The following is a 24615-nucleotide window of genomic DNA, read 5'->3' on the forward strand; positions in this document are numbered from 1 at the left end:
CGGCTTGCCAGGGCGGCCGTCGGAGCTCGGGCACGGCGAGCGGTTTGGGAGACTCGGCCGGAGGCTGGGCAGCTCCAGCACAGCCGCAAAAAGACGCAGCCAGACCGGAGGCGACATGGCCTGGGGGCTGCAACGTGGGTGGGAGCAACCGCGTCGGGCCGCCGCGCCGATCCGCCAGGGGGATGTCCTTGCAGGTGGGTGGGGTAGCCCTCATGACGTCGACACCGCCGGAGGACGTCTCGGCGGCCGACACGTTGCGGTCGATCCCGGAGAGCGGCTCGGTCGGGAGACGAGAGCTCGGGCATACGGTTACGCCGCCGGAGCAGGGCGGAGTGCAGAAGTGAAAGGCTGCCGCTCCAGCTCACCGGGGGTCGCCTGGAACGGCGACCTCGGCCATGACACCTTTCCTCATCGCGGGCGCTCCACCCGGGGGGTCGGGCTCCTCCACGGTCCCTCGGTCAGGCGCCCGCTTCGGTCGCTGCGCGGTGGGGCGCGTGTGTCCGGAGCACAGGAAAGCAGATCCTCATGGGAATGTCGCTGGCTCCCCTCGGTTACGGGGCTGCCCACGGCGCGCGCGCGGCGGCATCCAAAGCGGGAGCGCGGTGCAGAGAGGAGCGCGGCGCTGTCCATCGCACCCTCTTGGGTTGGGGCGGAGCCTGGCTTCGCGGCGCGACGTCGCCAGGGAGACGAGGTGGCTGGAGTCCTGCTCGACCGGTCGCCCCAGCACCCCATGACCCGACGGGGAGGTGGCGAGCGCGGGTTCTTGACGCGCGTTGAGGGGAGAGGGGGACACCTCTCGAATTATTTTCAAGCAAGGTGCTGTTCAGCAGTTGACAACTCTAGCTAATCATGGGACGCGAGATCCAATGAGCAACGTCGAAACCGAGATCAAAAGCCACGTTGATGCATTCGTCTCTCAGCTGAGCGGACTTGTCCGCAAAGCGGCTCTCGAGGCCGTCGCCAACGCCCTGCGAGGCGAGGGCCAGCCGGCCGCTGCGGCCGCCGCGCCGCGCAAGGTGGGTCGGGCCAAGGCCGCTCCCCAGCAGCCTGCGGAGGTCAAGAAGGCGGTCGGTCGTCCCGCTCGCGCTGCGAAGCCCACCCGCAAGAAGGGCGAGAAGCGCTCGAAGGAAGAGCTCGCCGCCATGACGCAGAAGGTCCTGGAGCACATCCGGAGCAACAGCGGCCAGGGCGTCGAGCAGATCGCCAAGGATCTGGGCACCACGACGAAGGAGCTGACCCTCCCGATTCGGAAGCTGCTCGTCGAGAAGAAGATCACGTCGAAAGGAGAGAAGCGGGCTACCAAGTACTTTTCCCGCTGAAGCCGGCATCGACGCTCTCCAGAAGGGTCCGGCCAAACCGACCGAGGTCGACGTCCCGCCTTCCCGCAAGCCCGGCAGGGGAAATCGCGGCGAGCCGGGAGCTGTCCCGGCAGGCGCGGAGACGTCGCACCTCGGAGCGGAGCAAGCTCCGCAGCCGTACACGCCGCTGGATGCCCCTCAGGACGCCCCGCCAAGCCATGTCGTCTCCTCGTAGGACGACGGAGAAACCCGCGCGTAAGGCGCGGCAACTGCCGCCCGAGCGCTGCTGAGCGGATCCGCCTGGTGACACGACACAGGCGGCGGCGGCGCTCCGCGATCGCGCCTGTGCACACATGTCCGATCTGGTGCCCAGGACGCTGGGTTACCGGGCCGCCATGCCCGTGCTCTTGTCGACGTCGGATCGGGAGAGACCACCACGTCGTGATCCCCTGAGACCCCAACATATCGTGGGGCATCATCAAAGGACCACCATATCTAGCTTCGTGCATCCGCGATCGCGCCGGGTCTCCTGTCGCGCGGCGCTGACGCGGCCTCGAGACGGACGCTGGGGCGTGAGGCGGGGCCGAGCTCCAAGGAAGCGAAATGGAGCGTCACCGGCGCGACGCGGCGCAGGAGTCCGGTCATCCGGGGCCGGACTCCCGCCGGGCGGTGCTCGCTCCGTGGGGCCGTGAGCGTGGCCGGGACTGCCGACATGGCAGAGCGCGATCGGCGCCGCGCAAGCGTCGTTGCTGTGAACGCCTGACCCGCTCCGCCCACCCGGCGCCTTTCTTCTCGACGATGACGCGGCGCCCTCGGAGCCGCACTGGACCTGGCTGGCCCGGAGCTCAACGCACTTTCACGGACACCTGGACGAGATGCCCCAGGCGGATAGTGCGGGCTTGCCATGTGGGCGAGCCTGACGCCCGGCAAGGAGGAGCCACCGGAAGCCTATCGGCCTCTGGCGATCAGGACAGGGACATGGACAGCGAGCTCCGCCGCCAGGCCCATGGGACATGGCATGGTCCGTGCCATCAGGGTCGCTCCAACCGATAGATAGCGCGGGTCGTGTACCAGAAGGAGCCGCGAGACCAGCGCGTCAACCTACTGGACAGGTTCTAACCATCCGCGGTGATCGAGCAACTGGGCGATGCACAAGAGGCCGCACGCCGGATCGGACACCCCGGCAACGACCGCTGACGCTCGGGGCGCGGTGACGGCGGTGGGAGGATGAGAGCTCCGGGGAAGGGCGACTCGGGCTCAGCGCTGGGCTCGGCTCCCGACGATGAGGACATTCGAGAAGGGCGTTTTCCCCCAGGCGGGCATCGTCTCGCAGGAGAAGCCGAGCTGCTCGAGGAGCGCCTCGATCTCTCGGGCGGGACGGAAGCGCACACGCTCGCCCCGGTTGAATCGAAGCGCGGTGAAGACACGCTCCTCAAGGAGCGTGATCGAGCTCCTCAAGCCGCGCTCGGTGTCCGCCTCGCGGACGAGCAAGCGCCCGCCCGGACGAACCGCGGCCGCCGCGCGCCGCAGGATCGCGTCCTGCTCTTCCACGCGGAAGTAGTGGAGCAGGTCGATGAGCAGCACGGTGTCTGCAGTTCCGAGCTCGGCCTCGCGCGCATCTGCGCACCAGAACTCGGCGTCCAGCGGAGGGCCGGCGTGGGCCGCGCGCTGCGGGCCGGGCGGGCCGGGCGACTCGGACGAGCGCGGGAGAGATGCGCCGGAGCCCTCGCCGGCCGCGCGCCGGGCGTCCTCTATCTTGGCCCGGTCCCAGTCGAACCCACGCGCGCGCTCGGCCCTCCCCAGCTCGAGCAGGAGAATCGGCAGCTGGCCTGCCCCGGTCCCGATATCGAGGACCTCCCCGAGCGCGCCGGAGCGGTCGCCCGCGATGCCGGCAATCAACCGGGCGACGGGGTCGCCGAGCAGCTTGAAGCGGACATAGTGAAAGCGGGTACGCTGCGCCGGCGTGGCGCCCTCAGGCGGGCTGTACCTCCCGGCGACGCGCTCGACCGCGTGAACCCACGGCGGCGCATCCCCGGGGAGCCGATACGGCTCCATCCTGCTGCTCTGCTGCGAGGGAGCGCGGCGCCGCTTCAGCGTGACGAGGACGAAGATCAGGCCGCCGCCGAGCGCCGCGAGCGCGAGCCCGACCACGGGGGCGCCGAGGAACATGTACTCGGGGAAGTCCGAAAGCGCTTGCGCCCAGCTCATCTTTTCGTAAAGGCGCAGCCAGCGACCCGTGCGGAGGTACGCTCCGACCTGGACCTCGGCCGTGAGCAGCGCTGGCGCGAACAAGGGGTTGGAGATGTTCGCAGCGACCCAGGCAATCGCTGCATCCAGACGGAACCACAGACAGAGGAGGAGCACGAGCGGCGTGTGGCAGCCGAAGATCGGCTGCGACCCGATGAACAGGCCGATGGCGACCGCCACGGCGGTCCGGCCGGCGGACAGCTCGCTGCCACGGAGCTCACGCCACGCGCGGCGCGCCTCCTCTCGGAGGAGAGAGTATTTCGCCAACGCTCAGGGCTTGCTTTCCCGTGCAGCACGATCCGTCTCACCCGCTGCATCGGCCGTCGTCTTGGAGAGGATGTCGCTCACGGTCGTGGGAGTCGCCTCGTCGAGCGCGTCCCACGCACCGCCCGCCGCGGCGGGCGGCGCCGGGTCGCCTGACACGACGCCCCCGGCGCGCCCGCTCCGCCGCGCCTCCAGCGTGCGAAGGTACATCTTCGCCGTCCTGTTGTCGGGATCGATGGCGAGCGCCTCGCGCCACTCGGCGCTCGCCTGATCGGGCTCGCCAAGGGAGAGCAGCGCGACCCCGAGCAGCACGCGCGCCGGCGCGTACTTCGGGTTCGCGTCGCGCGCGGCGGCGTAATGCTCGCGAGCGAGCGCCAGGTTCCCGGCGTCGCGGTACATCGTCCCGAGGCGCAGCTGAAGATCCACGAACGTCGGACACAGCGCCACAGCCCGCGTGAGCTCGGCGATCGCTTCCTGCGCGCAACCGGCGTCGGCATAGGCCTGCGCGAGATCGGCGTGCATGTTGGCGATCTTGCCGCGCGCGAACGGGTCGAGGACGCCGCCTCCCCCCTCGCCGCGGCGGATGCGAGAGTAGACATGCCGCGCGGCCTCGTATTTGCCGAGGTCGTTGTAGGTGACGGCGAGGTTCAGCAGCGCTTCCGTGTAGTGCTCGTTGAGCTGCACCGCGCGCTCGAAGTGGGCCTCGGCCGCGAGGAAATCACCGCGTTCGTGGAGAATGACGCCGAGCATGTTGTAGACGTCCGCGAAGCGGTCGGTCTTCTCGATGATCTGTCGCAGGGCGTGCTCCGCGAGATCGTACTCGCGCCGCTCGTAGTGCTCCCTGCCGAGAACCAGGAGTTGCTTCAGCCGGTCGTCCATCAGGCCCGTCAGCTTACGCGACCGGCGTACGATGGGATCCGTCTTCCGCGCAACCCTTGCGTCGGCCAGGGAGTCGCGCGGTTGCAACCCCGTCGATGCCTTGGTACGCACGGCGGCGTGCCGAGTGCAGTACCCCAGAACCCGCTCGAGGCCTCCGGAGCGCCGGACGCCGAGGACCGCGCCAGGGAGCGGAGCGGAGAGGCCGGCAGCGCGGCGGAGCCTGGCGCCGCTGCCCCGCAGGACGCGCCGCGCGTGGAGCCCGGCGCTGCAGCCCCGCAGGACGCGCCGCGCGCGGAGATCGTGCGCATCGGCGCGGCCGAGGACGTCGCGGACGACGCGCTCGACGCCCCCAGCAAACCGGCCACGCCGCCGCTGACCGCGCCGCTGCAGGGCGGGCGCCGGGGCGAGGGCGCTCCGGCCGCTCCCTGGTCGCGCAGCAGCGAGCTGCGCGCCCGCGCGGCGTCGACGTGGCCGCCGCAGCTCCCTCCTCCTTCTTCTCGCGGGCGCGCATCGGCGCCCTGGTCGCGCGGCAGCGATCCGCGCGTGCAGCCCCTGCGGACGCCGTCGCTCGTGGACGGCGGTCCCCACGCGGGCCCTGGTTCGACGGATGGCCCGCGGCTCCCACCCGGCCTCAGCCGCCCCCCTCCAGGACCGCACCTGTCGCCGCGCATGACCGCGGTCTTCGGCGGCATCTTCGGCCTCGCGACGCTCACCTCGCTCATCGCGCTGCTGATCCAGGGCGTCCCCGTGCGCGACGAGCGCGCGCTGGTCGCGGCGAGCCCGGCGGCCTCGGCAGCAGGTACGGATGAGGCCGCCAGGCGGTCCTCCTTGCCCGAGGTGAAGACCAAGCAGCGCACCCCGCTGCCCGGCCCATGGCGGATCTCCGAGCTCGCGAAGGATCCTTCCATGCTCCTGGTGAGCGACGTGATGGACCGCCGGTCGTTCATCACGGCCCTCGACGAGAAGGGCGTACCGAAGGCGCAGATCTACCGGATCATGAAGGCCTTCGACGGGCTGCGGAAGTTCGACAAGTGCGGCCGCAAGGACCGGTTCACGGTCGCGATGGATCGCTCCACGCGCCGCGTCCGCGCCTTCGAGTACGAGGTCTCGGCGAGCGAGATCTACCAGGCGAGGGACGACGCGGCCGGGCTGCTCAAGGGCGCCGCGCTCGACATGAAGATCGCCGAGGAGGAGGTCGTCGCCTCCTTCTACGTGGGGAAGGATCTCGCCGACGCGATCCGGGCGGGTGGCCTGGAGCCCGGCGTGCTCGACCTGATCGACGACGCGCTGAACGGGCGCCTCTCGACGGAGAGCTTCGAGGAGGGGAGCACGGTCCGGCTGATCGCCATCGAAGAGACGGCGCTCGGGATGTTCTCCCGGTACAAGAAGGTCATCGCGTTCGAGTACCGACCCGCGGATCCCGCGGAGAAGCCGGTGCGCATCTACGATTTCAAGGGGCAAGAGGCCCGCGGCACGTTCGATGAGCGCGGCCGGCAGCCGCACGCCGGCGGCTGGCGCGCGCCGGTCCCGGGCGCGCCCGTGACGTCGAGGTTCAACCCGCAGCGGATGCACCCGGTGCTGAAGAAGAGGATGCCCCACAACGGGACGGACTTCGGCGCGCCGATGGGAACGCCGGTGTACACGGCGTACCGCGGCGTGGTCGACTGGGTCGGTCCGGCGGGGCCGAGCGGCAACCTCGTCACGGTGACGCACGCGAACGGGGTCACCACCGGCTATGCGCACCTGTCGAGGTATGCCCCCGGGATCAAGGCGGGCATGAAGGTGGGTACCCACCAGCTCGTCGGCTACGTCGGGTCGACGGGCCGCTCGACGGGCCCTCACCTTCACTTCAGCGCGAAGAGGGACGGCAAGTACTTCGATGCCGAAACGCTCCAGCTCGATGGAGAGCGCGTGATGCCCAGCGTCGATCGCGCGGCGTTCGCCGCGGCGAAGGAAGCGCTCGACAAGCGGCTCGACGCCATCCCGCTGCCCGAGCCGCCGCCCGAACCGGCGAAGCCGGAGGCGGCAGAGCCTCCCTCGCCGCCGCTCGCGGCCACCGGCAGCGAGGCCCCGGCCGCCGCGGCACCGGACGTCGGACCGAGCGGACCGAACGAGCAAGAAGCGAAGCCGCCGGAAGGCGCCGGGGACGACGAGGGCGAGCTCATCGAAGGCGCCGATCTCAAGAGCCCGCCGGAAGCGATGTGATGCCGAGCGGGCCGAGAGGTCCGCTCGATGAAAGCAGAGGACGCCGAGCGGGCCGAGAGGTCCGCTCGAGCAGAACAGACGCCGAGGGACGAGCCGCCCCGTCCTCGGCGCCTTCGCGGCATCGGGCAGACAAAACGCACCGAGGACGCGGAGGGGGAAACCCTCGCGTCCTCGATGTCCTTGCCATGCCGTCCATCTCGATGGGCGGCGGCCCAGGCCTGCTACCGCTTCGAGTACTGGAAGCGCTTGCGGGCGCCGGGCTGGCCGTACTTCTTGCGCTCCTTCTTGCGCGCGTCGCGCGTGAGGAAGCCCGCGCGCTTGAGCGACGGCCTGCGCTCCGGATCGAGCTCGCAGAGGGCGCGCGCGATGCCGTGCCGCATCGCCTCGGCCTGCGCGCTGTGGCCGCCACCGACCACGGTCGCGTTCACGTCAAACTGATCGAGCAGCTCGAGCAGCTCGAGCGACTGACGCATCACCATGCGCGAGGTCTCGCGGACGAAGTAATCGTCAGCAGGCCTCTGGTTCACCTTGATGTTGCCGGTGCCCGGCGAGAGGAAGACGCGCGCAACGGCGGTCTTACGCTTACCAGTGGCGTACGTTCTGGTTTCCGTCATGGCTTTGCTCAGCTGTAGCTAAGGGGCTGCGGCTTCTGCGCCGCGTGGGGGTGGTCGGGACCGGCGTAGACCTTGAGCTTGGTGAGGAGCTCGCGCCCGAGCACGTTCTTCGGGAGCATGCCCTTCACGGCCTTCTGGATCGGGAGCTCCGGCTTGCGCTCGAGCAGGTGACCGTACGACTCGGAACGGAAGCCGCCCGGCTCGCCGCTGTGCCGCACGTAGTTCTTCTGCTGGAGCTTGCGGCCCGTCAGAAGGATCTTCTTGGCGTTCACGACGATCACGAAGTCGCCGGTGTCGACGTGCGGCGTGAACGTGGGCTTGTTCTTGCCGCGGAGCACCGTGGCGATGCGGCTGGCAAGGCGGCCGAGGGGCTTGCCTTCCGCGTCGATCACCCACCACGTACGCTCGTTGCGGGCCTCCGCAGGCTTGGCGGAAAAGGACTTGGGCTGAGGATTCATTGGGCGAAAAACTCCGGAAGGGCGCCTGCCAAAAAGGGGCGCCACTTCTACAAGGCGGCCCTTCGCCTGTCAAGCGTCTCAGGCTTCTGCCGCAGCATCGTCATCGTCCGGCGAGGGTTGGTCAAGCGGGGTTTGTCGACAATCCGTCGGCGTTCCGTCCGTCCCGCCGGTCACGTCCATCACGTCGGTCACGTCCATCACGTCGGTCCCGCCGCGCACCACTGGCTTGTCTCGGGCTCCCCCATTTCTCTCATTTGCCCGACCATCCAGCTCGCCAGGGTGTTGAACCAGGCAGCGCCTAGCGGCATCGACGGCGAACGCGCCCCAAGCTCCCCCTCGAACGCCGCGACAGGGAACACGGCGACGAGCGGACGCGGCAGTCGAGCGACCGACCGATCGGCCTCATCGCTCACGTGGCATCGCTCGCCGACGTCCTGCTGGCTCGCTTGAAGGAGCTCATCACGGCAAGGAGTCGATCGACGGTTCAGCTCAGCGGAGAGGGCGGGATTCGAACCCGCGGTACGTTGCCGTACACACGATTTCCAGTCGTGCACCTTCGACCACTCGGTCACCTCTCCCGATACAACTTCAACGCGCCTCGCTTCTGCCGGACCGGCGCCGCTCGCGAGAGAGCGGGCGGTGAGAGCCCACCTGCGTCAACAGGGGCAAGCAGCCAAGCGTAGCGGAGAGAGCGGGATTCGAACCCGCGGTACCCTTGCGGGTACACCTGATTTCGAATCAGGCACCTTCGGCCTCTCGGTCACCTCTCCGCCGGCGAACATGGCAAAGCGGGGCCGGCTGGTCAAGCATCTCCTGACCACCGACCGGTCCGGAGGTGCGCTTTCAGCGCCGAGGCCCCCCCGCCAGCAGCTCGGAGCCCGCTCCCGGGCAGCGCTCGTCGTCCAGCATGCGGCGCGCGGGGCGCTGCAGGATCCGCGGCGCCGCACCGGCGGACGCGGCCCTACCCCGCCCCGCGCGCCGCCTGCCCTCCGCGCGCGGCTGGCCGCGTCGGAGCGGCGCCCTCGGAGGCAGGCTCGCGATCGCCGTCGGAGAAGGCCTCGGCCCCGAGCGCGGCGCGCGCCGCCGGCGTGCCTGCGCGCGGGAGCCGGATGACGAAGCGCGCGCCTCCGAGCGGGGACTCGAGCACGTCGATGGTGCCGCCGTGATCGACGACGATCTTCTTCACGATGCTCAGGCCGAGCCCCGTGCCGTCGTACCGCGTCGTGACGTACGGATCGAACACCGAGTCCCGCACGGCGGGATCGATGCCCGGGCCGTCGTCGTCGATCGCGATGAGGTGGCTCTGCCCCTCGCTCCGCGCCGAGACGCGAACGCTGCCCCACGCGGCGGCGCCCGGGCGCTCTCGGGCTCCTCCGCCGGGCGCCGCTCGCTGCGCGTCGCGCAGCGCCTGCGCCGCGTTGCGCACGATGTTGCCGAGGGCGCGCCGGAGCATCTCGCGATCGAGCGCGGCCGGCATCGGGACGTCCGGCACGTCGAACTCGAGATCGACGCGCCCGAGCAGCGCCTCGTCCGAGGCGTGCTCGCGCCCCGCCTCCTCGATCGCGGCGAAGCGCTCGCCCTGCTCGCGCAGGAACTCCGCGAGATCCGAGGGCTCGAGCTCTGCCCGCGGGAGCCGCGCGAAATTGGAGAACTCGCCGACGAGGCGGCGCAGCGTACCGACCTCCTCCTCGACGACCTCCAGCGTCGTCTGGAGCAAGCGCTGGTACGCCGGGTCGCTGCCCGCATAGCGGCGGTGGCACTCCTCGACGGCGAGCTGGATCGGGGTCAGCGGGTTCTTGATCTCGTGCGCGAGGTGCCGCGCCATCTTCTGCCACTCGCCCATGCGCTTGAGGAACTCGATCCGCGCGCGGCTGCCCTCGAGCTCCTCGAGCATGCGGTCGAAGGCGCGGCCGAGATCGGCGACCTCGTCGTCGCCCCGCAGCCCCACGCGCACCGAGAGGTCGCCCTCCGCGACGGGCCGGGTCGCCGCGGCGAGCCGCGCGATGCGGTCGACCACGGGGCGCGCCACGAGCACGCCGGCGAGGATCGCGAGGACGATCGTCGCGCCGAGCAGTGCGGCGAAGGCGTCGCCGTAGCTCTCGTCGAGGTACTCCTTCCGGTGCTCCCGCTCGAGGGCGTGGTACGCCTGCGCGAACGCCTGCGCCGCGTCGAGCTCGTCGAAGCGCGCGCTCGGCGCGGCGAACGTCGCGACGAGGGTCCGCGCGTCGCCGTCGCAGCCGCCGTCGTCGAGCGCGGGATCGCCGGGCTCGGCGGCGTGGCCGGGCGCGCGCGCGATCGCCTTCCGGACCGTGAGCGTCTTCTCGTGCGCCGGATCCACCGGGCGGCCGCGCTCGCGCGCTCCGGCGGGATCGCCGCCGCAGCGCTCGACGCGGAGGGAGACGAGCGCGGGGTGAGCGGCGATGATGCGCGCGAGCTCGGCGTCGAGGCGCTGCGCGTCGCCGGTGAAGGCGGCCTCGCGCAGCGGGTCCGCCGCGACGATCGCGTCGGCCTCGGAGCGCATGCCCTGCTTGATGGCGGCGGCCAGCTCGGCGTACACGCCGAGCGCCCTGTCCAGGTGGACGCCGAACTCGGGCTGGAACGCCGTCGCCGACACCCGCGCGATCACCGTCCTGGCGACCACGATGCTGGCGACGAGCGGGATCAGGGCGGTCACGAGGATGGCCGCGACGACCCGCCGCTCCGTCCTGCCGGGGATGCGCATGCGCGCAGCATAGCCGCGGCCCCGCGCGGGCGCGCAGGCGCGGCTATGCTGCGCGCATGCGCCGAAGACGGAGGGGCGCTCACCGCAGAGGAGCGCTGCGCGCGGCAGAGGAGGCCGCTCGCGGCGGCGGGGATTCCCGCCGTGAGAGCGGCGTTGCTCGCTACTCGACGGTGACCGTCTTCGCGAGGTTGCGCGGCTGATCGACGTCGTTGCCCTTCAGGTTGGCGACGTAATAGGCGATGAGCTGGAGCGGGAGCACGGTAAGGAGCGGCCCGACCTCGTCCGGCACCTTGGGGATCCAGACGTGGTGCTGAGCGATCTCGAGGATCGACTCGTCGCCCTTCGTGGCGATCGCGACGACCTGCCCCTCGCGCGCCCGGACCTCCTGCAGGTTGGAGAACGTCTTGTCGTAGTGCGCGTCGCGCGGGCAGACGACGATGACGGGGAGCGCCTCGTCGATGAGGGCGATCGGCCCGTGCTTCATCTCGCCGGCCGCGTAGCCCTCGGCGTGCGCGTACGAGATCTCCTTCAGCTTGAGCGCGCCCTCGAGCGCGATGGGGAAGCCGAGGCCGCGCCCGAGGAACAGGACGTCCTTCGCGTGGACGAGGCGCTTCGCGATCGCGTGCACGTAGTCGGCGTCGCCGAGCACCTCGCGCATGTGGCTCGGGATCTCCCAGAGGGCCTGGAGGATCTCGCGCCCGCGCTCCGCCGGCAGCGAGTCGCGGCGGCGGCCGAGGTAGACGGCGAGCAGGAGGAGCGCGGCGAGCTGCGTGGTGAAGGCCTTGGTCGAGGCGACGCCGATCTCGGGGCCCGCGTGCGTGTAGAGCGCGCCGTCGGAGAGGCGCGGGATCGCGCTGTCGAGCACGTTGCAGAGCGCCAGCACCTTGGCGCCCTGCGCCTTCGCCGCCTTGAGCGCCGCGATCGTGTCGGCGGTCTCGCCCGACTGGCTGATGGCGATCACGAGATCGTCCGGGAAGAAGATCGGCTCGCGGTAGCGGACCTCGCTCGCGAGCTCGACGACCGTGGGGACCCTGGCGAGCTGCTCGATCCAGTAGCGCCCGGCGATGCCGGCGTGGTGGCTCGTGCCGCACGCGACGATGTAGACCCGGCGCAGCTCCCTCGCGAACTCGGGCGTGACCCCCATCTCGGTCGCGTGCACGTCGCCGGCGGCGAGATCGATCCTGCCGCGCAGCGTGGCCTCGACGACGTCGGGCTGCTCGTGGATCTCCTTCAGCATGAAGTGCTTGTAGCCGCCGCGCTCCGCCTGGACGGGGCTCCAGTCGATGCGCTTCACGCGCCGCTCGACCTTCTCGCCACCGGCCACGGTCTCGATGCGGACGCCGCTCGCGCGCAGCTCGACGATGTCGCCGTCCTCGAGGAAGATCATGTCGCGGGTGTGCGCGAGCAGCGCGGGGATGTCGCTGCCGCACAGCATCTCGTTCTCGCCAGCGCCGACGACGAGCGGCGAGCCGTACCGGGCGGCGACGATGACGTCGGGCTCATCGCGCGAGAGGACCGCGATCGCGTAGGCGCCGTGGACCTGCCGGAGCGCGCCGCGCACGGCCTCGAAGAGCGACTTCGCGCCCTTCTGGAGCTCGCGGTGGACGAGGTGAGCGACGATCTCGGTGTCCGTGTCGGAGAGGAACTTGACCCCCTGGCTCTCCAGCTGCTGCCGGACGGCCACGTGGTTCTCGATGATGCCGTTGTGCACGACGGCCACCGGGCCCGCGGAGTGCGGGTGGGCGTTCACCTCGCTCGGGCGGCCGTGCGTCGCCCACCGCGTGTGGCCGATGCCGGTCGTGCCGTCGAGGGTCCGCTTCTCGAGCGCCTCGCTGAGCTTGATCAGCTTGCCGAGCGTCCGGACGATCTCGATGCCCTTGCCGTCATGAATGGCGATGCCGGCCGAGTCGTAGCCTCGATACTCGAGCTTCCGTAGCCCTTCGACGATGATCGGCGCCGCCTTTTTTGACCCAACGTATCCGACGATCCCGCACATGCTCGCCTCGTTCAGGTAGTGCCCGCGCGCGCCTACGCGTGCGGCGGAAAATGGAACGTTACTCCTGGCACCGGGAGCTGACAGAGAAAATTGAGCCCCCTGACGGTGAACGCCGCGTTGAGCGCGCGAAGGTCACAGCCAGGACGAATGCGATCAACGCCGTGATCGAGGCGACCCCAAACGTGAGGGTGCCGCCCCCGCGCTTGTAGAGCTCACCCCACACGAGCATCCCGACGACGGATCCGGCGCCAGCGCTCGCCGAAAAGAGCCCTTGCGCCGTGGCGAGGATCTCAGGCGGGGAGCGATCCCGCGTGTAGGCGAGCGAGGCGACCCACATCATGCCGAACGAGACCGCGTGGAGCGGCTGGATGGCCAGCAGGGCGGGCCAGAAGCGCACATACGAGAGCAGCGCCCAGCGGAGCGAGGCGCCCGCGAAGGCGAACGCGAGCACCGTGGGCGGAGCGAATCGCTTGAGCAGGGGGCCGGAGAACGCCATGAGCGCGATCTCGCCGGCGACGCCGACGGCCCACGCGACCCCCACCAGCGACTCGGGGAAGCCGATGTCGCGCAGGTGCAGCGTGTAACAGAGATCGTACGAAGAGGTGGCGCTCTGGGCCAGGAACGATGCCGCGAGGAACAGGCGGAAATCGTGGCTCTGGAGGAGGGCACGGGCGCGCTGCCGCACGGAGCCTCCAGCGGCCGGAGCGCGCGCAGCGCCGGCGGCGTCGGCCGCTCCGTCGCGCGGGCCGGACCGACGGAAGAGCGCCTCGCCGCGCGCCGGAAGGGCCCACGAGATGGCGAACGCGATCAGCAGGCAGGCAGCGATCGTGGCGGGGAACGCGGCCGGCCGCGCCGGATCGACGAGGGCTCCGCTGGCGATCGCCATCAGCGCGAAGCTGATCGAGCCCCAGAGCCTGAGCCGGCCGTAGGCGATGCCGGAGCTCGCCGACGCCTCCACCGCGACGACGTCGGCCATCGTGAACATCGGCGATCGAAAGAAGGCGAACGCGAGCGCCGCGACGAAGAGGCCGGCGAAGCCGAGCGACACGCCGAGCGCCGACGAGAGCGCGAGCAGCGCGAACACGACGAAGGCGCCAGCGCAAGCCGCCCGGATCAGCCACACCCGCACGCCGAGCGCGTCGGCGATCAAGCCGAACACCGGCGGCGCGACGAGGCCCATCGCCGGGAGCGTCGCCGCGATCGCCCCCATCGCGAGCCCCTGCATCCCCCGCGCCTCCAGCCAGCTCGGGAACAGCGGCAGGTACACGCCGAGGACGGCGAAGATACCGAAGTAGTAAAGCGAGATCGCCCGCGGCGACGGCCTGTGCTCTGAAGGGATGGAAGGAGGCATCGGCTGTGAGCGGCCCGCCCCGAGCGCGAGGGGCGTTCAGCGTGCCGCTCTCTGACGCCCGCCAGGCAAAGGAGCAAGCTCCGCGCCCCGGAAGCGCGGAGCTCGGGTCGCGGCGTCCTCCGGCGAGGCGTGCTCGTCGTGGGATGCGTCGCGGGCACCGGCTTCACGGTGGCGATCTTCGTCGCGGGGCTCGCGTTTGGAACCAGGCAAAGGCTCGGGGTCGCGAAGCTCGCCGTCCTGCTCGGGTCGCTGTTCTCGGCCCTTGTCGCGATGGCCGTCGGCATGCTCGTGCTCCGCCCCGCGGAGGCAGGCCAGATCGCCGCGACGGCGGAGGAGGCGGAGGCATCGACTGATCACCGGGGCCCCGGAGCCCGTGACGGCGATCGCCGCACAGGGCAGCGCACAAACGAGAACGGCGGCGCCTCTGGGGAGAGGCACCGCCGCTGGAACGTCGACCTAGCTCGGCTCAGTACCGATCGCCGCCGCGACCGCCACGACCGCCGCGGCCACCACCGCCGCCGCCGCCGCCGTAACCGCCGCCGCCACCGCCACGACCGCCGCGGCCACCACCGCCGCCGCCGCCGTAACCGCCGCCGCCACCGCCGCCGTAACCACCGCCGCCGCCGCCGCCGCCGCGCTGGACCCGCTCCTCCGCCTCGTTCACGCGAAGCGGACGGCCGTCCATCATGGCGCCGTTCATGTTCTCGATCGCCTGCTGGGCCTGCTCAGGCGTGCCCATCGTGACGAACCCGAAACCACGCGACTGCCCACTCTCGCGGTCGGTCACGATGTGTACATCCGTCACCTCGCCGCTCTGGGCGAATGCGGCCTGCACGGAGGCCTTGGTGGCGGAAAAGGGGAGATTACCAACGTAGAGGCGAGTACCCATGACACTGATTCACTTCACGGCTCTGCGAGATGCGTCAGCTTCGGTGCCGAACAGTGCCCTGCCGCCCCGATGGAGCCGTGGGGGATCGAGGGGGGGCGGCGCTGGGGAGGAGCCCCCGGTGCGCCACACGTTGCGTCGTCCAGTCCGCGATCAATCCGCGATCCCCGAGAAGAGAAGCGTCGTGTCGAGTGCCAGTGACGTTCGTGACCAGCCGATAGTAACCAAATGTCCCCACCGCGCAAGCGCTCGAAGCGGCTCCCATCACCGCGACGCTCGCCCGGACGTCCGGAACAGCCTCCGGGCGGTCGCGCTCGCTTCCACGCGGAGGTAGGCACACATCAGCGCCTCGCTGGGCGGCGGAAGGTGGCGCCGAGATCCCAGCCCTCGCCGCTGGCGGCGCGCGCGAGCGCGACGTCCGGCAGCACGCCGCCCGCGATCCGGACCTCGGCGATCACGCCGAGGCGGAGCGTCGCGGTGAGCGAGCGGGGGGCGGCGCCGGGCACGAGGCGGGGCGGGTGACGGGCAAGGTCGAGGGCGCGGCTGCGATCGTCGGCGGTCGCGAGGGCGAGCAGCGCGTCGAGGGGCCCGGGGCCGAGCGGGCGCACCAGCTCGATCGCGAGCGTCGCCTTCCCGCGAGCGCGGCGGCGCCCGAGCTCCGCCCGCGCCACCGGCTCCGCGGTGACCTCGTGCCCAGGCCGCGAGAGGATCGGCGCGACGGCCTCGGCGACCTCGACGAGGTGGGCGGCAGACTCGTCCACGAGCAGCGGGGCCGGGGGCCCTCCCCACGCCGGATCGCCGTGCGCCCTCGGGAGGCCGACGAGGCCGAGGTGCGCGAGGCGCTCGGGCGGCAGCGCGTCGACCAGCCGCTGCGCGACGCCGGGCTGGCCGAAGGGCCCGGCGTCAGGGCCCGTCGTGAGCACGATCCACCCGGCGACGCCCAGATCGAAGCGGACGGCGCCGCGGCGGTTCGTGTGGAGGCCGGCGCCGAGCCAGCCGAGGTCGTCGCGCTCCGTCTCGAACGCGCGCAGCGAGGTCGTGAGGTCGTCGGAGCGGATCACCTCGATCGCGTCGAGGAAGGCAGCGCCGCGCGCGGCGACGTCGTTGCGCGTCAGCGTGATCTTCCCCGCGCCGACGTCGGCCCGGAACGCGCCGGTGCCGTCCGGCGCCGCGGGGTCGAAGCTGCGCGGCAGGAGCGCGACCATCGGCGACGCGAGCGCGCGGGCGACGCGGGCGGGATCCGCGCGCGGGAACACCGCGGCGAGCGGATCCCTCGGGTGCCGCTCGGGCCTCGGGATGTCGGCGAGCGCCGCGGCGGCGCCGCGAGCGCGGGCGCGCTCGACGGAGCTCACGATGTCGCGGCCGTCGAGCTTGAGCAGGCGCGCGGTGCGCAACCCCTCGCGGAGCCGCACGACCGCGCCATCCGCCTCGCGCGACGGCAGCGCGGACGAGAGCGTCGGGTACGGGTTCCCGGACGCATCGAGCCCGTAGAGGCTGTCGGCGATCGCCGGCGCGAACAGCGCCGCGGCGGGATCGCTCAGCTCGTGCGGATCGAGCGAGCTCGTCGGCCACGGGAGGTGCATCGAGAGGCGGCCGCCGAGCGGGGTGCGCCCCATCGCGCGCGCGGCCTCCGGGAGGGCGGCGGCGCCGAGCAGCGCGCCGGCGCCGCCGAGGAAGGCGCGGCGCGGGAGGCTCACCGCACCACCCAGATCTCGTCCGCCGTCGCGACGGCGAACGGGGCGCGCCCGGCCCCGTCGGGCGGACAGACCGCGAGGGCGCGCACCCCCGCCGGCGCCGGCAAGCGCAGGATCTCCTGGGGCGCCGCGCGGGCCGGGCCGCCCTCCCGGCGCCGCCACGACCAGACCACGACGGCATCCTCGAGCGGATCGAGGACGTCGAGGCTGGCGAGCAGCTCGGGCTCTCCATCCTGATCGAGATCGCCTAGCGCGAGCTGCGCCCCGGCGCTGCCCACGACCTTGCGACGGCCAGCGCTGTCCCGGAGCTCGACCGCGCCGCGCTCGCGCGTCGCCCAGACCGCGAAGGGCTCGCCCTGCGCGGACAGGAGCTGCGCCGACGCGAGCGCGTCGTACCGGCCGGAGAGCGCCGCGGTCGCCGGCGTGGGATCGGCCGGGGCGCACGGCCCGAGCGGGCCCGTGAGGAGCGGCCCCCACGCCGTCGTGCAGGCCGAGCCGCCCGCGTCCGGGATCGCCAGCCCCGGGAGCTCGGCGAGCGCCTTCAGCTCGCCGTCGAAGCGGACGCTGCGCGCGCGGTCGGTGAGCCCGACGTCGGCGAACGGCGGCAGGCGCTCGCCGTCCCTCGCGCGCTCGACGAGCGTGGCGAACGCGAGCGGCTCGCGGAGCGGCGCCGGGTGCACCGCGACCACGTCCGGCCACAGGCGCGACGCGAGCGGCACGACCCGGCCGCCGCGGAGGCGGAGCGTCGTCACGCGCCGGCGGCTCACGCTCAGGAGCTCGAGCGCCCCGTCGGCGTCGAGATCGCCGCACGCGAGCGCGACCACGTCGCCCTCGAAGTTCTTCGCGCGGTCGACCCTGGCGGCGACGAGCGGGATCGGCGCGAGGAAGCTGCGGATCTCCGCGTCGAGGGGCGCCTCGGCGTAGGCGTGGGCGACGGGCCCCGGCTCCGGGTCGCGGATGCGCGCCCAGACGGTGCGCGGCACCGGGTACACGTCCGCGGTGACGCGCAGCCGCCCCGCCGCGATCTCGACGACGAGGTGGACGAGCGCCGCGTCGTCGCGCGCCGCCTCGCGCGCGAGCGGCAGCGGGATCGGGTCCTTCTGCGCGCGCACGCCGGCGCCGAGCTTGCCGGCGACGTGGGCGGCGAGCGTGGCCACGAGCTGGGCGCCGCGCGGCGCGGGCGCGTCGGAGACCAGCGGCGCGGCGGCCACGAGCGCGCGGCCGTCCACGGCGTCGAGCGAGCGCACGAGCGCGTCGACGGCGCGAGCCACGGCCGAGCGCGGCGGCCTCGGCGCGGGCGCGGCAGGAGGCCGCGGCGCAGCGGGCGGAGCAGACGGCTGCGCCGCGGCGGGACGCGCGAGCGCGAGGAGAGCGACAAGGAGGAGGCCCCGGGGTGACAACGGCGACATGTTATGCACCTCCGTGGGCCCGGGGCCAGAGCCGCAGCCCCGCCGGCACCACGACGAGCGCGACGACGAGGCCGACCGCGCTGCCCAGCGCGCCGACCCGGCCCAGGTCGCGGAGGCCGTCGAAGCCGCAGAACGCGAGCGCGGAGAAGCCCGCGGCCGTGGTCAGCGCCGTGGCGGCGATCGCCGGCCCCTCGCGGCGCAGCGTCTCGCGGATCACGGCGTCGCCGCCGCCCGCCGCCTCGATCTCGCGGGCGCGGTGGAGCAGGAACATGCCCTCGTCCACCGTGATCCCGAGCAGCACCGGGATGACGAGCGCGTCGTACGCGTGCAGGGGGATGCCGAGCGCCCGGATCAGCAGGAGGACGAGGGAGATCTCCGAGGCGACGACGAGCGCGGCCAGCGCGATGTCGCGCGCGCTGCGGAGGGAAGCGGAGAGCGCCAGCAGCACGAGCGCGCCCGCGACGAGCGCGATCCTCGGCATGTCGTGCGCGAGCGTCTCGCGCAGCGACGCCTCGAGCCGGCTGTAGCCGGTGAGCATGGCGCCCGGATCCTCCTCGCGGATCGCGCGCTCGATCTGCGCGACCGAGCCGGTCTCGCGGGGCCGCACGTACAGCGCGACGAGCGCCTCGCCCCCGTCCGCCCCGAGGTAGCGCGAGAGCAGGATGGACGCGGGGCCGCGCTCGAGATCGGAGAGCGCCACCTCCTGCCGGGGGGGCGCGCGCATCCCGTCGAGCACCGCCGAGAAGCGCTCGGGCGCGAAGCCCGTGTCGCGGAGCGCGCGCGCGAGCTCGCCGGCCCTGGCGGGCAGGTCGAGCGCGTCACGCGCGGCGAAGCGCTCGGCCTGCGTCGGGGCGGCGGGGGCGAGCGCGGTGAGCGCGTCGACGGCCTCCACGTCGGCCTTCATCGAGGCGAGGCGCTCCGCGATCCGGTCGCCGCGCGCGCGGGCGCGCTCCTGGTCGCCGTCCGCGACGAGCACCACCCACTGCCCTCGCCGCCCGCCGAACGCCTCGAAGATCTCCTGCTGTACCTTGAGGGGCTCGAGCTCGGCCGGCCTGATCGCGACGATGGCCTCCGCGAGCGGCGGGGAGGCGCCGAGCGAGACCGCCGCGATGGGGAGCGCCGCGAGCCCCGTGAGCGCGAGCGCGCGGCCCCGGGTGCGGGTTAGCCAGTAAAGGCCGTCGGGCCAGCGCGCCGGCGCCTCGGCCGGCGGAGTCCCCCGCTCGAGCCACGCGCCCACGGCCGGCGTCACGAGGACGATGGCGATCGCCGTCAGGACCTCGCCCGCGGCGCACAGGAGCCCGAGCTGCCGGAGCGCGTTGATGTCCGACAGCGCGAGGGCCCCGAACGCCGCCGCCGCCGTGACGGCAGCGATGAGCACGGCGCGGGAGGTCCGCGCCCTCGCCGCGCGCGCGGCCGCCTCCGGCTCGAGGCCCTCGCGCCGCGCCTCGAGCAGCGCGGCGTAGACGTGGACGCCGGTGTCGACGCCGACGCCGACGACCACCGACATGAAGGCGACGGCGATCGCGCTGAGCCCGCCCGGGAGCGCCGTGGCGAGCCCCGCGGTCCAGAGGGTCCCGAGCACGAGCGGCGGCATCACCGCGACGAGGGCGCGCAGGCGGCGGAAGAGCAGCGCGAAGACGACGGAGGCGAGCAGCATCGAGAGCGACCCCGAGATCGCGAGATCGCGCGTGAGCATCGCCTCGGTCGCCGCGGCGATGGCGTGCCCGCCGGTGAGCCCGAGCGTGAGCCCGGGGTGCGCCGCGCGGATCGGGCCGAGGACGGCGTTCGCGTCCGCGACGAACGCCCGCGCGTCGGCGCCGCGGAGCGCCTGCCCCGCGGGCTGCACCAGGACGAGGTGCACCTTGCCGTCGTCCGTGGCGAACGCGCCGTCCGCCTGCGTGCGCACCCCGGATCCGATGTCCGCGGACTCGAAGACGAGCTGCGAGAGGCGCAGCGGGTCGGCCGCGATCGTCTCGGCCGCGGCGCCGCCGCCCGGCGCGAGCAGCATGGCGCGCGTCTCGGCGAGGCGCTCCCGCATCCCCTCGGGCGAGAGCGCGGCGGCGAGGCGCTCTCGCACGCGCGCGTCCGCGTGCCGGAACGCGACCCACGGATCGAGCGCGCGCGAGACGTCGATCCGATCGGCGGCGCGCTGCACGGTCGGGCGCGCCGCGAGGGCCCGCGCGATCTCCGCGGCCACGGCCGCGTTCTCGTCGGGGTCGTCGCCCTTGACCATCACGACGCCGAGGTCGCCGCCCCCGAACCCCCGCACGTACCGGCGCAGCGCCGCGGCGTCTCCGCGCTCCGGCAGGAGCGAGGCGACATTCGGCTCGAGCTGCAGCCGCAGCGTCACGGCGGCGAAGGCGGCGAGCGTCAGCGCCGCGAGGGCGACGACGACGGCGAGGCGGAGCGGCCGGCGGGGGGCGTCCGCGCGAGCCGACGGAGGCGGAGGAGGTGCTGCCATGGAAACGCCGGGCCGTGCCCGGCGCCGCTCCTCTACCCTCACGCCCGCCTCGCCGCGAGGACATCCACCCTCACGCCCGCCTCGCCGCGAGGCCCCCACACGGTCCTTGCTCCCGAGCTCACACCGCTTGCGCTCGCGAGGGCGCCGGTTCATCCCGGCAGCATGGAGCTCCCCCCGATCGTCCTCGCAGGCAGAGCCGTCCTGCGGAAGCCCGCCGCGCCCGTCCCGCCCGAGGAGATCGGGACGAAGCGGCTCAAGCACCTCGTCTCGACGATGGTCTCCGTCATGCGCAAGGCGCCCGGCGTGGGGCTCGCGGCGCCGCAGATCGGCGTCGACCAGCAGGTGATCGTGCTCGAAGACGGCGAGGAGCTCATGTCCCGCCTCACCCCGGGCCAGCGCGCCGAGCGCGGCCGCGTGCCCTTCCCGCTCAGGGTGCTCATCAACCCGACGCTGAGGGTCCTCGCCCCGTCGCTCCCGGACGCGGCAGGCGCGGGGCGGGCGACGTTCTTCGAGGGCTGCCTCAGCGTCCCGGGTTACATGGCGCTGGTCGAGCGAGATCTGTCGGTCGAGGTGAGCGGCGTGGACGAGGACGGCAAGGAGGTCCGGTGGGAAGCGACGGGCTGGCCCGCGCGGATCCTCCAGCACGAGGTCGATCACCTCCGCGGCACGCTGTACGTCGATCGCATGGTCACGCGCTCCTTCTGCAGCAACGAGGAGGCGAAGCTCTTGGTCAGCCTGCCCGTCGCCGAGGCGCGGGCTGCGCTCGGCGCGTGACCGCGGTCCGTCGCGCCCGGAGGCGAGCGCGCTCGACCGGCGGACGCGCGCTCACGGCGAGGGCGACGGGCCGGCGCCGCGCCCGGCGCTGGCGACGAGGGCTTCCACGATCCGCTCCATCCTGATCCCGCGCGAGCCCTTCACGAGCACCAGATCGCCGCGCTCGACGATCTCCTGCGCTCGGGCCGCCGCGGCGTCCGCGTCTCCGGCGAACCACGCCCGCACGCCGGCGGCCTCGGCGGCGCGCGCGATCCGCGCCGCCTCGCCGCCGACGGCGATCAGCGCGGCGGGGCGCGCGGCGCCGACCTGCTCGCCGAGCGCGTCGTGCTCCGCCGCCGCGAGCGCGCCGAGCTCGCGCATCTCGCCGAGCAGCAGGACCAGCCGCTTCCCGAGCCCCTCGGCGACCTCGACGGCCGTCCTGAGGGACGATCGCATCGACAGCGGGTTGGCGTTGTAGCTGTCGTCGATGACCACGGTGCCGTCCGGCAGCTCGCGGACGGACAGGCGCCCGTCCCCCGGCGGCGCGAGCCCCGCGGCGGCGCGAGCCGCTCGCTCGGTCGAGAGCGGCTCGCCGACCGCCTCTTCCACGACGGCGACGGCCGCCGCCGCCGCCAGCGCCCCCGCCTCGCCGAGCAGCGGGACGACGAGCTCCAGCGCCTCGCCTCCACGCTCGATCCGCACCGAGGTGCCGCGCACCCCCACCGGCCGCCTCCCTGCGATCCGGATCCGCGCGCGCTCCCCGAAGCCGTAGGTGATCCGCCGCGCGGCGCCGGCGCGCTCGAGCTGCTCGACCACCTTCGCGTCGTCGCCGTTGCCGAGGGCCACACCCCCGGCCGGCAAGGCGGCCAGCAGATCACCTTCCTCGGCGGCGACGTCTTCCAGCGTGCCGAGCCCCTCGGTGTGCTCGACGCCGATGGACGTCAGCACGGCGAGATCCGGCCCCGCGATCCGCGCGAGGGCCGCGACCTCGCCGCGCTGGTTCGTGCCGATCTCGACGACCGCGAAGCGATGGCGGTCCTCGAGCCCGAGCAGCGTCATCGGCAGCCCGATGGCGTTGTTCAGGTTGCCCGCTGTCGCGTGCACCTCGCCGCGGCCCACCCCCGCGAGCAGCGCCGCGATGGTCCGCGTCGTCGTCGTCTTGCCGGCCGAGCCGCCGATCGCGACGATCGCCCGCGGCCCGTCGGCGTGGGCGCCCGTCCGCCATCGCTCGCGGTGCGCTCTGGCCAGCGCCCCGAGCGCCGCGAGGCCGTCGTTCACGAGCACCGCGCCGCCTCCGGGCGGCAGGGCCACCTCCCGCGAGACGATGAACGCGGCCGCCCCGCGCTGCGCGGCGGCGCCGAGGAACCTGTGGCCATCGAAGCTCTCGCCGGCGAGCGCGACGAACGCCGCTCCGGGCGCGATCGTCCGGCTGTCGGTCGAGATGCCCCGCGCGTCCGGCCCGCTCCTCAGCACGCGCCCGCCGGTCGCGCGCGCCAGCTCGTCGAGGGAGAAGGGGGCAAGGTTCTGCGGGATCGGCGTCGCCATCGCGGGCGATCACCAGCACGGAACGGGGCGCGGGGCCAACGAATCGCCTGCGGCGCGCCCCGCCTGTGCGGCGTCGCGCCGCCTCAGCGCCGGGTCTTTTCCTTCTCGACCTCGTCGTAGATGTCGTCGCTCTTCGGCCGCGGGCGCGCGGCTGGGCGGGGCGCGGCGGGCGCGCTGGGGGCCGCTGTCACGCTCACGGTGGGCTCTGGCGATGCCTCGGTGGCCGTGGACGGCGGCTCCTTGTAGTCGATCGCGATCGGTCCTCCGCCGCCCATGCTCTGCCACAGCGTGATCCCGATGAGCGCCAGCAAGGCCACCGCCAGGATCACGCTGAGCACGATGATGAGCGTCCTGCCGCCCTCCCGCCGCCGCGGCGCGACGGCGGCGGGTGGCTTCTGCGGTTCCGGGCGCTCCTGGACGAAGGTCGACGGGAGCGCCGGCATCTCGAGGCGCGCCGACGTGGTGGCCCACGGGCTCTCGGCCGCTCCGTCCCACCCGCCGGCCGCCTGGGGCGCGCCGTGCCCCGCCGCGCCGGGAGCTGCGCTCATCGCCGACGCGGGCGCAGCGGCCGGCGGCGGCCCCGCCTGAGCCGACATCCCCGCATGCAGCGAGGGCATCGGCGTGCGCGCGGCCTCTGTTGCTGCGGGCGCGGCCGCACCGAAGCCAGGGCTCCCGAACCCGGGCGGCGCCGCCGGCGCAGGCGGCTGGCCGGCGTGAGGCGATGGCATCGGCGCGCGCGCGGCCTCTGGCGCCGCGGGCGCGGCCGCACCGAAGCCAGGGCTCCCGAACCCGGGCGGCGCCGCCGGCGCAGGCGGCTGCGCCGCGCTCGCGCCCATCCGGTCCGTGATGGGCGCCGGCTGGAAGGCCGCCTGGCTCGGAGGCACCGGGTCCGACTGCGGCGGCGCCGAGATGAACGGGAGCGCGCTCGGAGAAAAGACGCCGCTGGCCGAGAGCACGTCCTGCTGCGAGACGATCCCGGGCGGAAGGGTCCCTCCGCGCGCCGAGACGCTCGCCGCGGGCGGCTGGGTGTACCCGGCGGGAGCTGGCCCCGAGAACGCCGGCGCCGGCATGGCGCCCGAGAACGCGGGCGCCGATGACGCCGGCCCCGAAAACGCGGGCGCCGACGGCATCGGCGCCGAGAATGCGGGCGGGCTCTGCTGCTGAAGATGAGGGCTCAGCGCGTACTGCGCGGAGAGCGGGCGCAGGGCGCCGGGCGCCATCAGCGGCGGCACGGGCAGCGGCCGGAAAGGGATCCCCGAGCCGTGCGCCGACGGGAGCGGCCGGCCTGGCTGCGCCGCCCTTTCACTCTCGGGGGCTCCCCATGGAACGTGTTTGTCGGTCATCCGCGCGCCTCGGAGGGACCGCCCACGCGACCCCTCCGCCTCACACTGAAGCGGAACAGCGCTCTCAATCTACCCCCAAGTCTCGGCGTGCGGCCATCCTTCTGACGCGTCGCCCCGCCCCGCGGGGCGGGGCCGCTCGTCGGCGCTGGCGCCACGCAGCGCCGCGCCGTGACGACACCGCCCGTCGCGGACGCAGGATAGCGACGCCAGGGGTGCGCTCCTTCGGGTCGGGGCGATGAAGGGCGAGCTCGTCCCGCCACCGAGGCGCCCACGAGGCGCGCGCTCTCGCCGGCGCCACCGGCGCGCAGGGGGCGCGCACGACGCTCCGGCGCGCGGGTGGCTCCAGAGCGCGAGGCGGCGCGCGAGGTCAGCCCGCTCGGGCGCGGGCGTCTCCGGCGGCAGAGCTCGGACCGAGGCGCTGTCCACGCTTGTCGGGAACTCTCGACATGGCCGCGGCGCGCCGTGGACGGGCGTGGCGCTCCCGCCGGGG

Annotated in this window: 17 protein-coding genes, 2 tRNA genes and 1 pseudogene; 5 read left to right on the plus strand and 15 right to left on the minus strand. The window is 73.3% G+C overall.

Going from position 1 to position 24615, the window contains the following annotated elements:
- The first annotated feature begins 212 nt into the window (after positions 1-212).
- Positions 213-344 carry a hypothetical protein gene (locus tag WMF27_RS36830; protein ID WP_437764201.1) on the plus strand — a complete coding sequence of 44 codons (132 nt, stop codon included), beginning with the start codon at positions 213-215 and terminating at the stop codon, positions 342-344.
- Positions 345-866: 522 nt separating this feature from the next.
- Positions 867-1319: a DNA-binding protein gene (locus tag WMF27_RS36835; RefSeq protein ID WP_437764200.1), complete on the plus strand. Its 453-nt coding sequence runs from the start codon at positions 867-869 to the stop codon at positions 1317-1319.
- 1236 nt (positions 1320-2555) lie between these two features.
- Here the strand turns inward: WMF27_RS36835 and WMF27_RS36840 are convergent.
- Positions 2556-3812: a DUF2062 domain-containing protein gene (locus WMF27_RS36840; protein WP_437764199.1), complete on the minus strand. Its 1257-nt coding sequence runs from the start codon at positions 3810-3812 to the stop codon at positions 2556-2558.
- Positions 3813-3815: 3 nt separating this feature from the next.
- Complete coding sequence (locus tag WMF27_RS36845) at positions 3816-4688, minus strand: tetratricopeptide repeat protein (protein WP_437764198.1); 873 nt, start codon at positions 4686-4688, stop codon at positions 3816-3818.
- 117 nt (positions 4689-4805) lie between these two features.
- Here WMF27_RS36845 and WMF27_RS36850 point away from each other — a divergent pair, with 117 nt between their 5' ends.
- On the plus strand, positions 4806-6893 hold the full coding sequence (locus WMF27_RS36850; protein WP_437764197.1) for a peptidoglycan DD-metalloendopeptidase family protein: 2088 nt from the start codon (positions 4806-4808) through the stop codon (positions 6891-6893).
- Between the two features lie 221 nt (positions 6894-7114).
- Here WMF27_RS36850 and rpsI read toward each other — a convergent pair whose 3' ends face one another.
- The 7 genes from rpsI to WMF27_RS36885 all read right to left on the minus strand — a co-directional run bounded on the left by rpsI (position 7115) and on the right by WMF27_RS36885 (position 14034).
- Positions 7115-7507, minus strand: a complete 393-nt coding sequence (gene rpsI, locus WMF27_RS36855) for a 30S ribosomal protein S9 (protein ID WP_437764196.1) — start codon at positions 7505-7507, stop codon at positions 7115-7117.
- A gap of 8 nt (positions 7508-7515) precedes the next feature.
- Positions 7516-7965: a 50S ribosomal protein L13 gene (gene rplM / locus WMF27_RS36860; RefSeq protein ID WP_272102702.1), complete on the minus strand. Its 450-nt coding sequence runs from the start codon at positions 7963-7965 to the stop codon at positions 7516-7518.
- 493 nt (positions 7966-8458) lie between these two features.
- Positions 8459-8543, minus strand: a tRNA-Ser gene (locus tag WMF27_RS36865).
- 105 nt (positions 8544-8648) lie between these two features.
- Positions 8649-8735, minus strand: a tRNA-Ser gene (locus WMF27_RS36870).
- Between the two features lie 191 nt (positions 8736-8926).
- On the minus strand, positions 8927-10687 hold the full coding sequence (locus WMF27_RS36875; RefSeq protein WP_437764195.1) for a sensor histidine kinase: 1761 nt from the start codon (positions 10685-10687) through the stop codon (positions 8927-8929).
- A gap of 160 nt (positions 10688-10847) precedes the next feature.
- A complete protein-coding gene (gene glmS / locus WMF27_RS36880) occupies positions 10848-12683 on the minus strand; it encodes a glutamine--fructose-6-phosphate transaminase (isomerizing) (RefSeq protein WP_437764194.1) in 1836 nt (611 codons plus the stop codon).
- A 58-nt stretch (positions 12684-12741) separates the two neighbouring features.
- Positions 12742-14034: an MFS transporter gene (locus WMF27_RS36885; RefSeq protein WP_437764193.1), complete on the minus strand. Its 1293-nt coding sequence runs from the start codon at positions 14032-14034 to the stop codon at positions 12742-12744.
- Positions 14035-14085: 51 nt separating this feature from the next.
- Here WMF27_RS36885 and WMF27_RS36890 point away from each other — a divergent pair.
- Positions 14086-14298, plus strand: a pseudogene (locus WMF27_RS36890) (Na+/H+ antiporter NhaA); the annotation flags it as partial.
- Between the two features lie 202 nt (positions 14299-14500).
- Here the strand turns inward: WMF27_RS36890 and WMF27_RS36895 are convergent.
- The 4 genes from WMF27_RS36895 to WMF27_RS36910 form a co-directional block, all read right to left on the minus strand.
- Entirely contained in the window at positions 14501-14923 is a 423-nt protein-coding gene (locus WMF27_RS36895; protein ID WP_437764192.1) for an RNA recognition motif domain-containing protein, read from the minus strand.
- A 338-nt stretch (positions 14924-15261) separates the two neighbouring features.
- Complete coding sequence (locus tag WMF27_RS36900) at positions 15262-16617, minus strand: hypothetical protein (protein ID WP_437764191.1); 1356 nt, start codon at positions 16615-16617, stop codon at positions 15262-15264.
- Positions 16614-18023, minus strand: coding sequence for a hypothetical protein (locus tag WMF27_RS36905; protein WP_437764190.1), 1410 nt, complete (start codon positions 18021-18023; stop codon positions 16614-16616). Before WMF27_RS36905 ends, WMF27_RS36900 begins: the two co-directional genes overlap by 4 nt.
- Before the next feature lies 1 nt (position 18024).
- Positions 18025-20484, minus strand: coding sequence for an MMPL family transporter (locus tag WMF27_RS36910; RefSeq protein ID WP_437764189.1), 2460 nt, complete (start codon positions 20482-20484; stop codon positions 18025-18027).
- A 162-nt stretch (positions 20485-20646) separates the two neighbouring features.
- Between WMF27_RS36910 and WMF27_RS36915 the strand changes: the two genes are divergently transcribed.
- Positions 20647-21258, plus strand: a complete 612-nt coding sequence (locus tag WMF27_RS36915; RefSeq protein WP_437764188.1) for a peptide deformylase — start codon at positions 20647-20649, stop codon at positions 21256-21258.
- Between the two features lie 51 nt (positions 21259-21309).
- On the opposite strand, the gene WMF27_RS36920 is transcribed toward WMF27_RS36915, so the two are convergent.
- The gene (locus WMF27_RS36920; RefSeq protein WP_437764187.1) at positions 21310-22782 is read right to left on the minus strand and encodes a UDP-N-acetylmuramoyl-tripeptide--D-alanyl-D-alanine ligase; all 1473 of its coding nucleotides are present in this window, start codon (positions 22780-22782) and stop codon (positions 21310-21312) included.
- Positions 22783-22865: 83 nt separating this feature from the next.
- Complete coding sequence (locus WMF27_RS36925) at positions 22866-24125, minus strand: hypothetical protein (protein WP_437764186.1); 1260 nt, start codon at positions 24123-24125, stop codon at positions 22866-22868.
- Positions 24126-24615: the final 490 nt, after the last annotated feature.

The sequence above is a fragment of the Sorangium sp. So ce281 genome (assembly GCF_051527395.1).
Classification (GTDB): domain Bacteria; phylum Myxococcota_A; class Polyangia; order Polyangiales; family Polyangiaceae; genus Sorangium; species Sorangium cellulosum_B.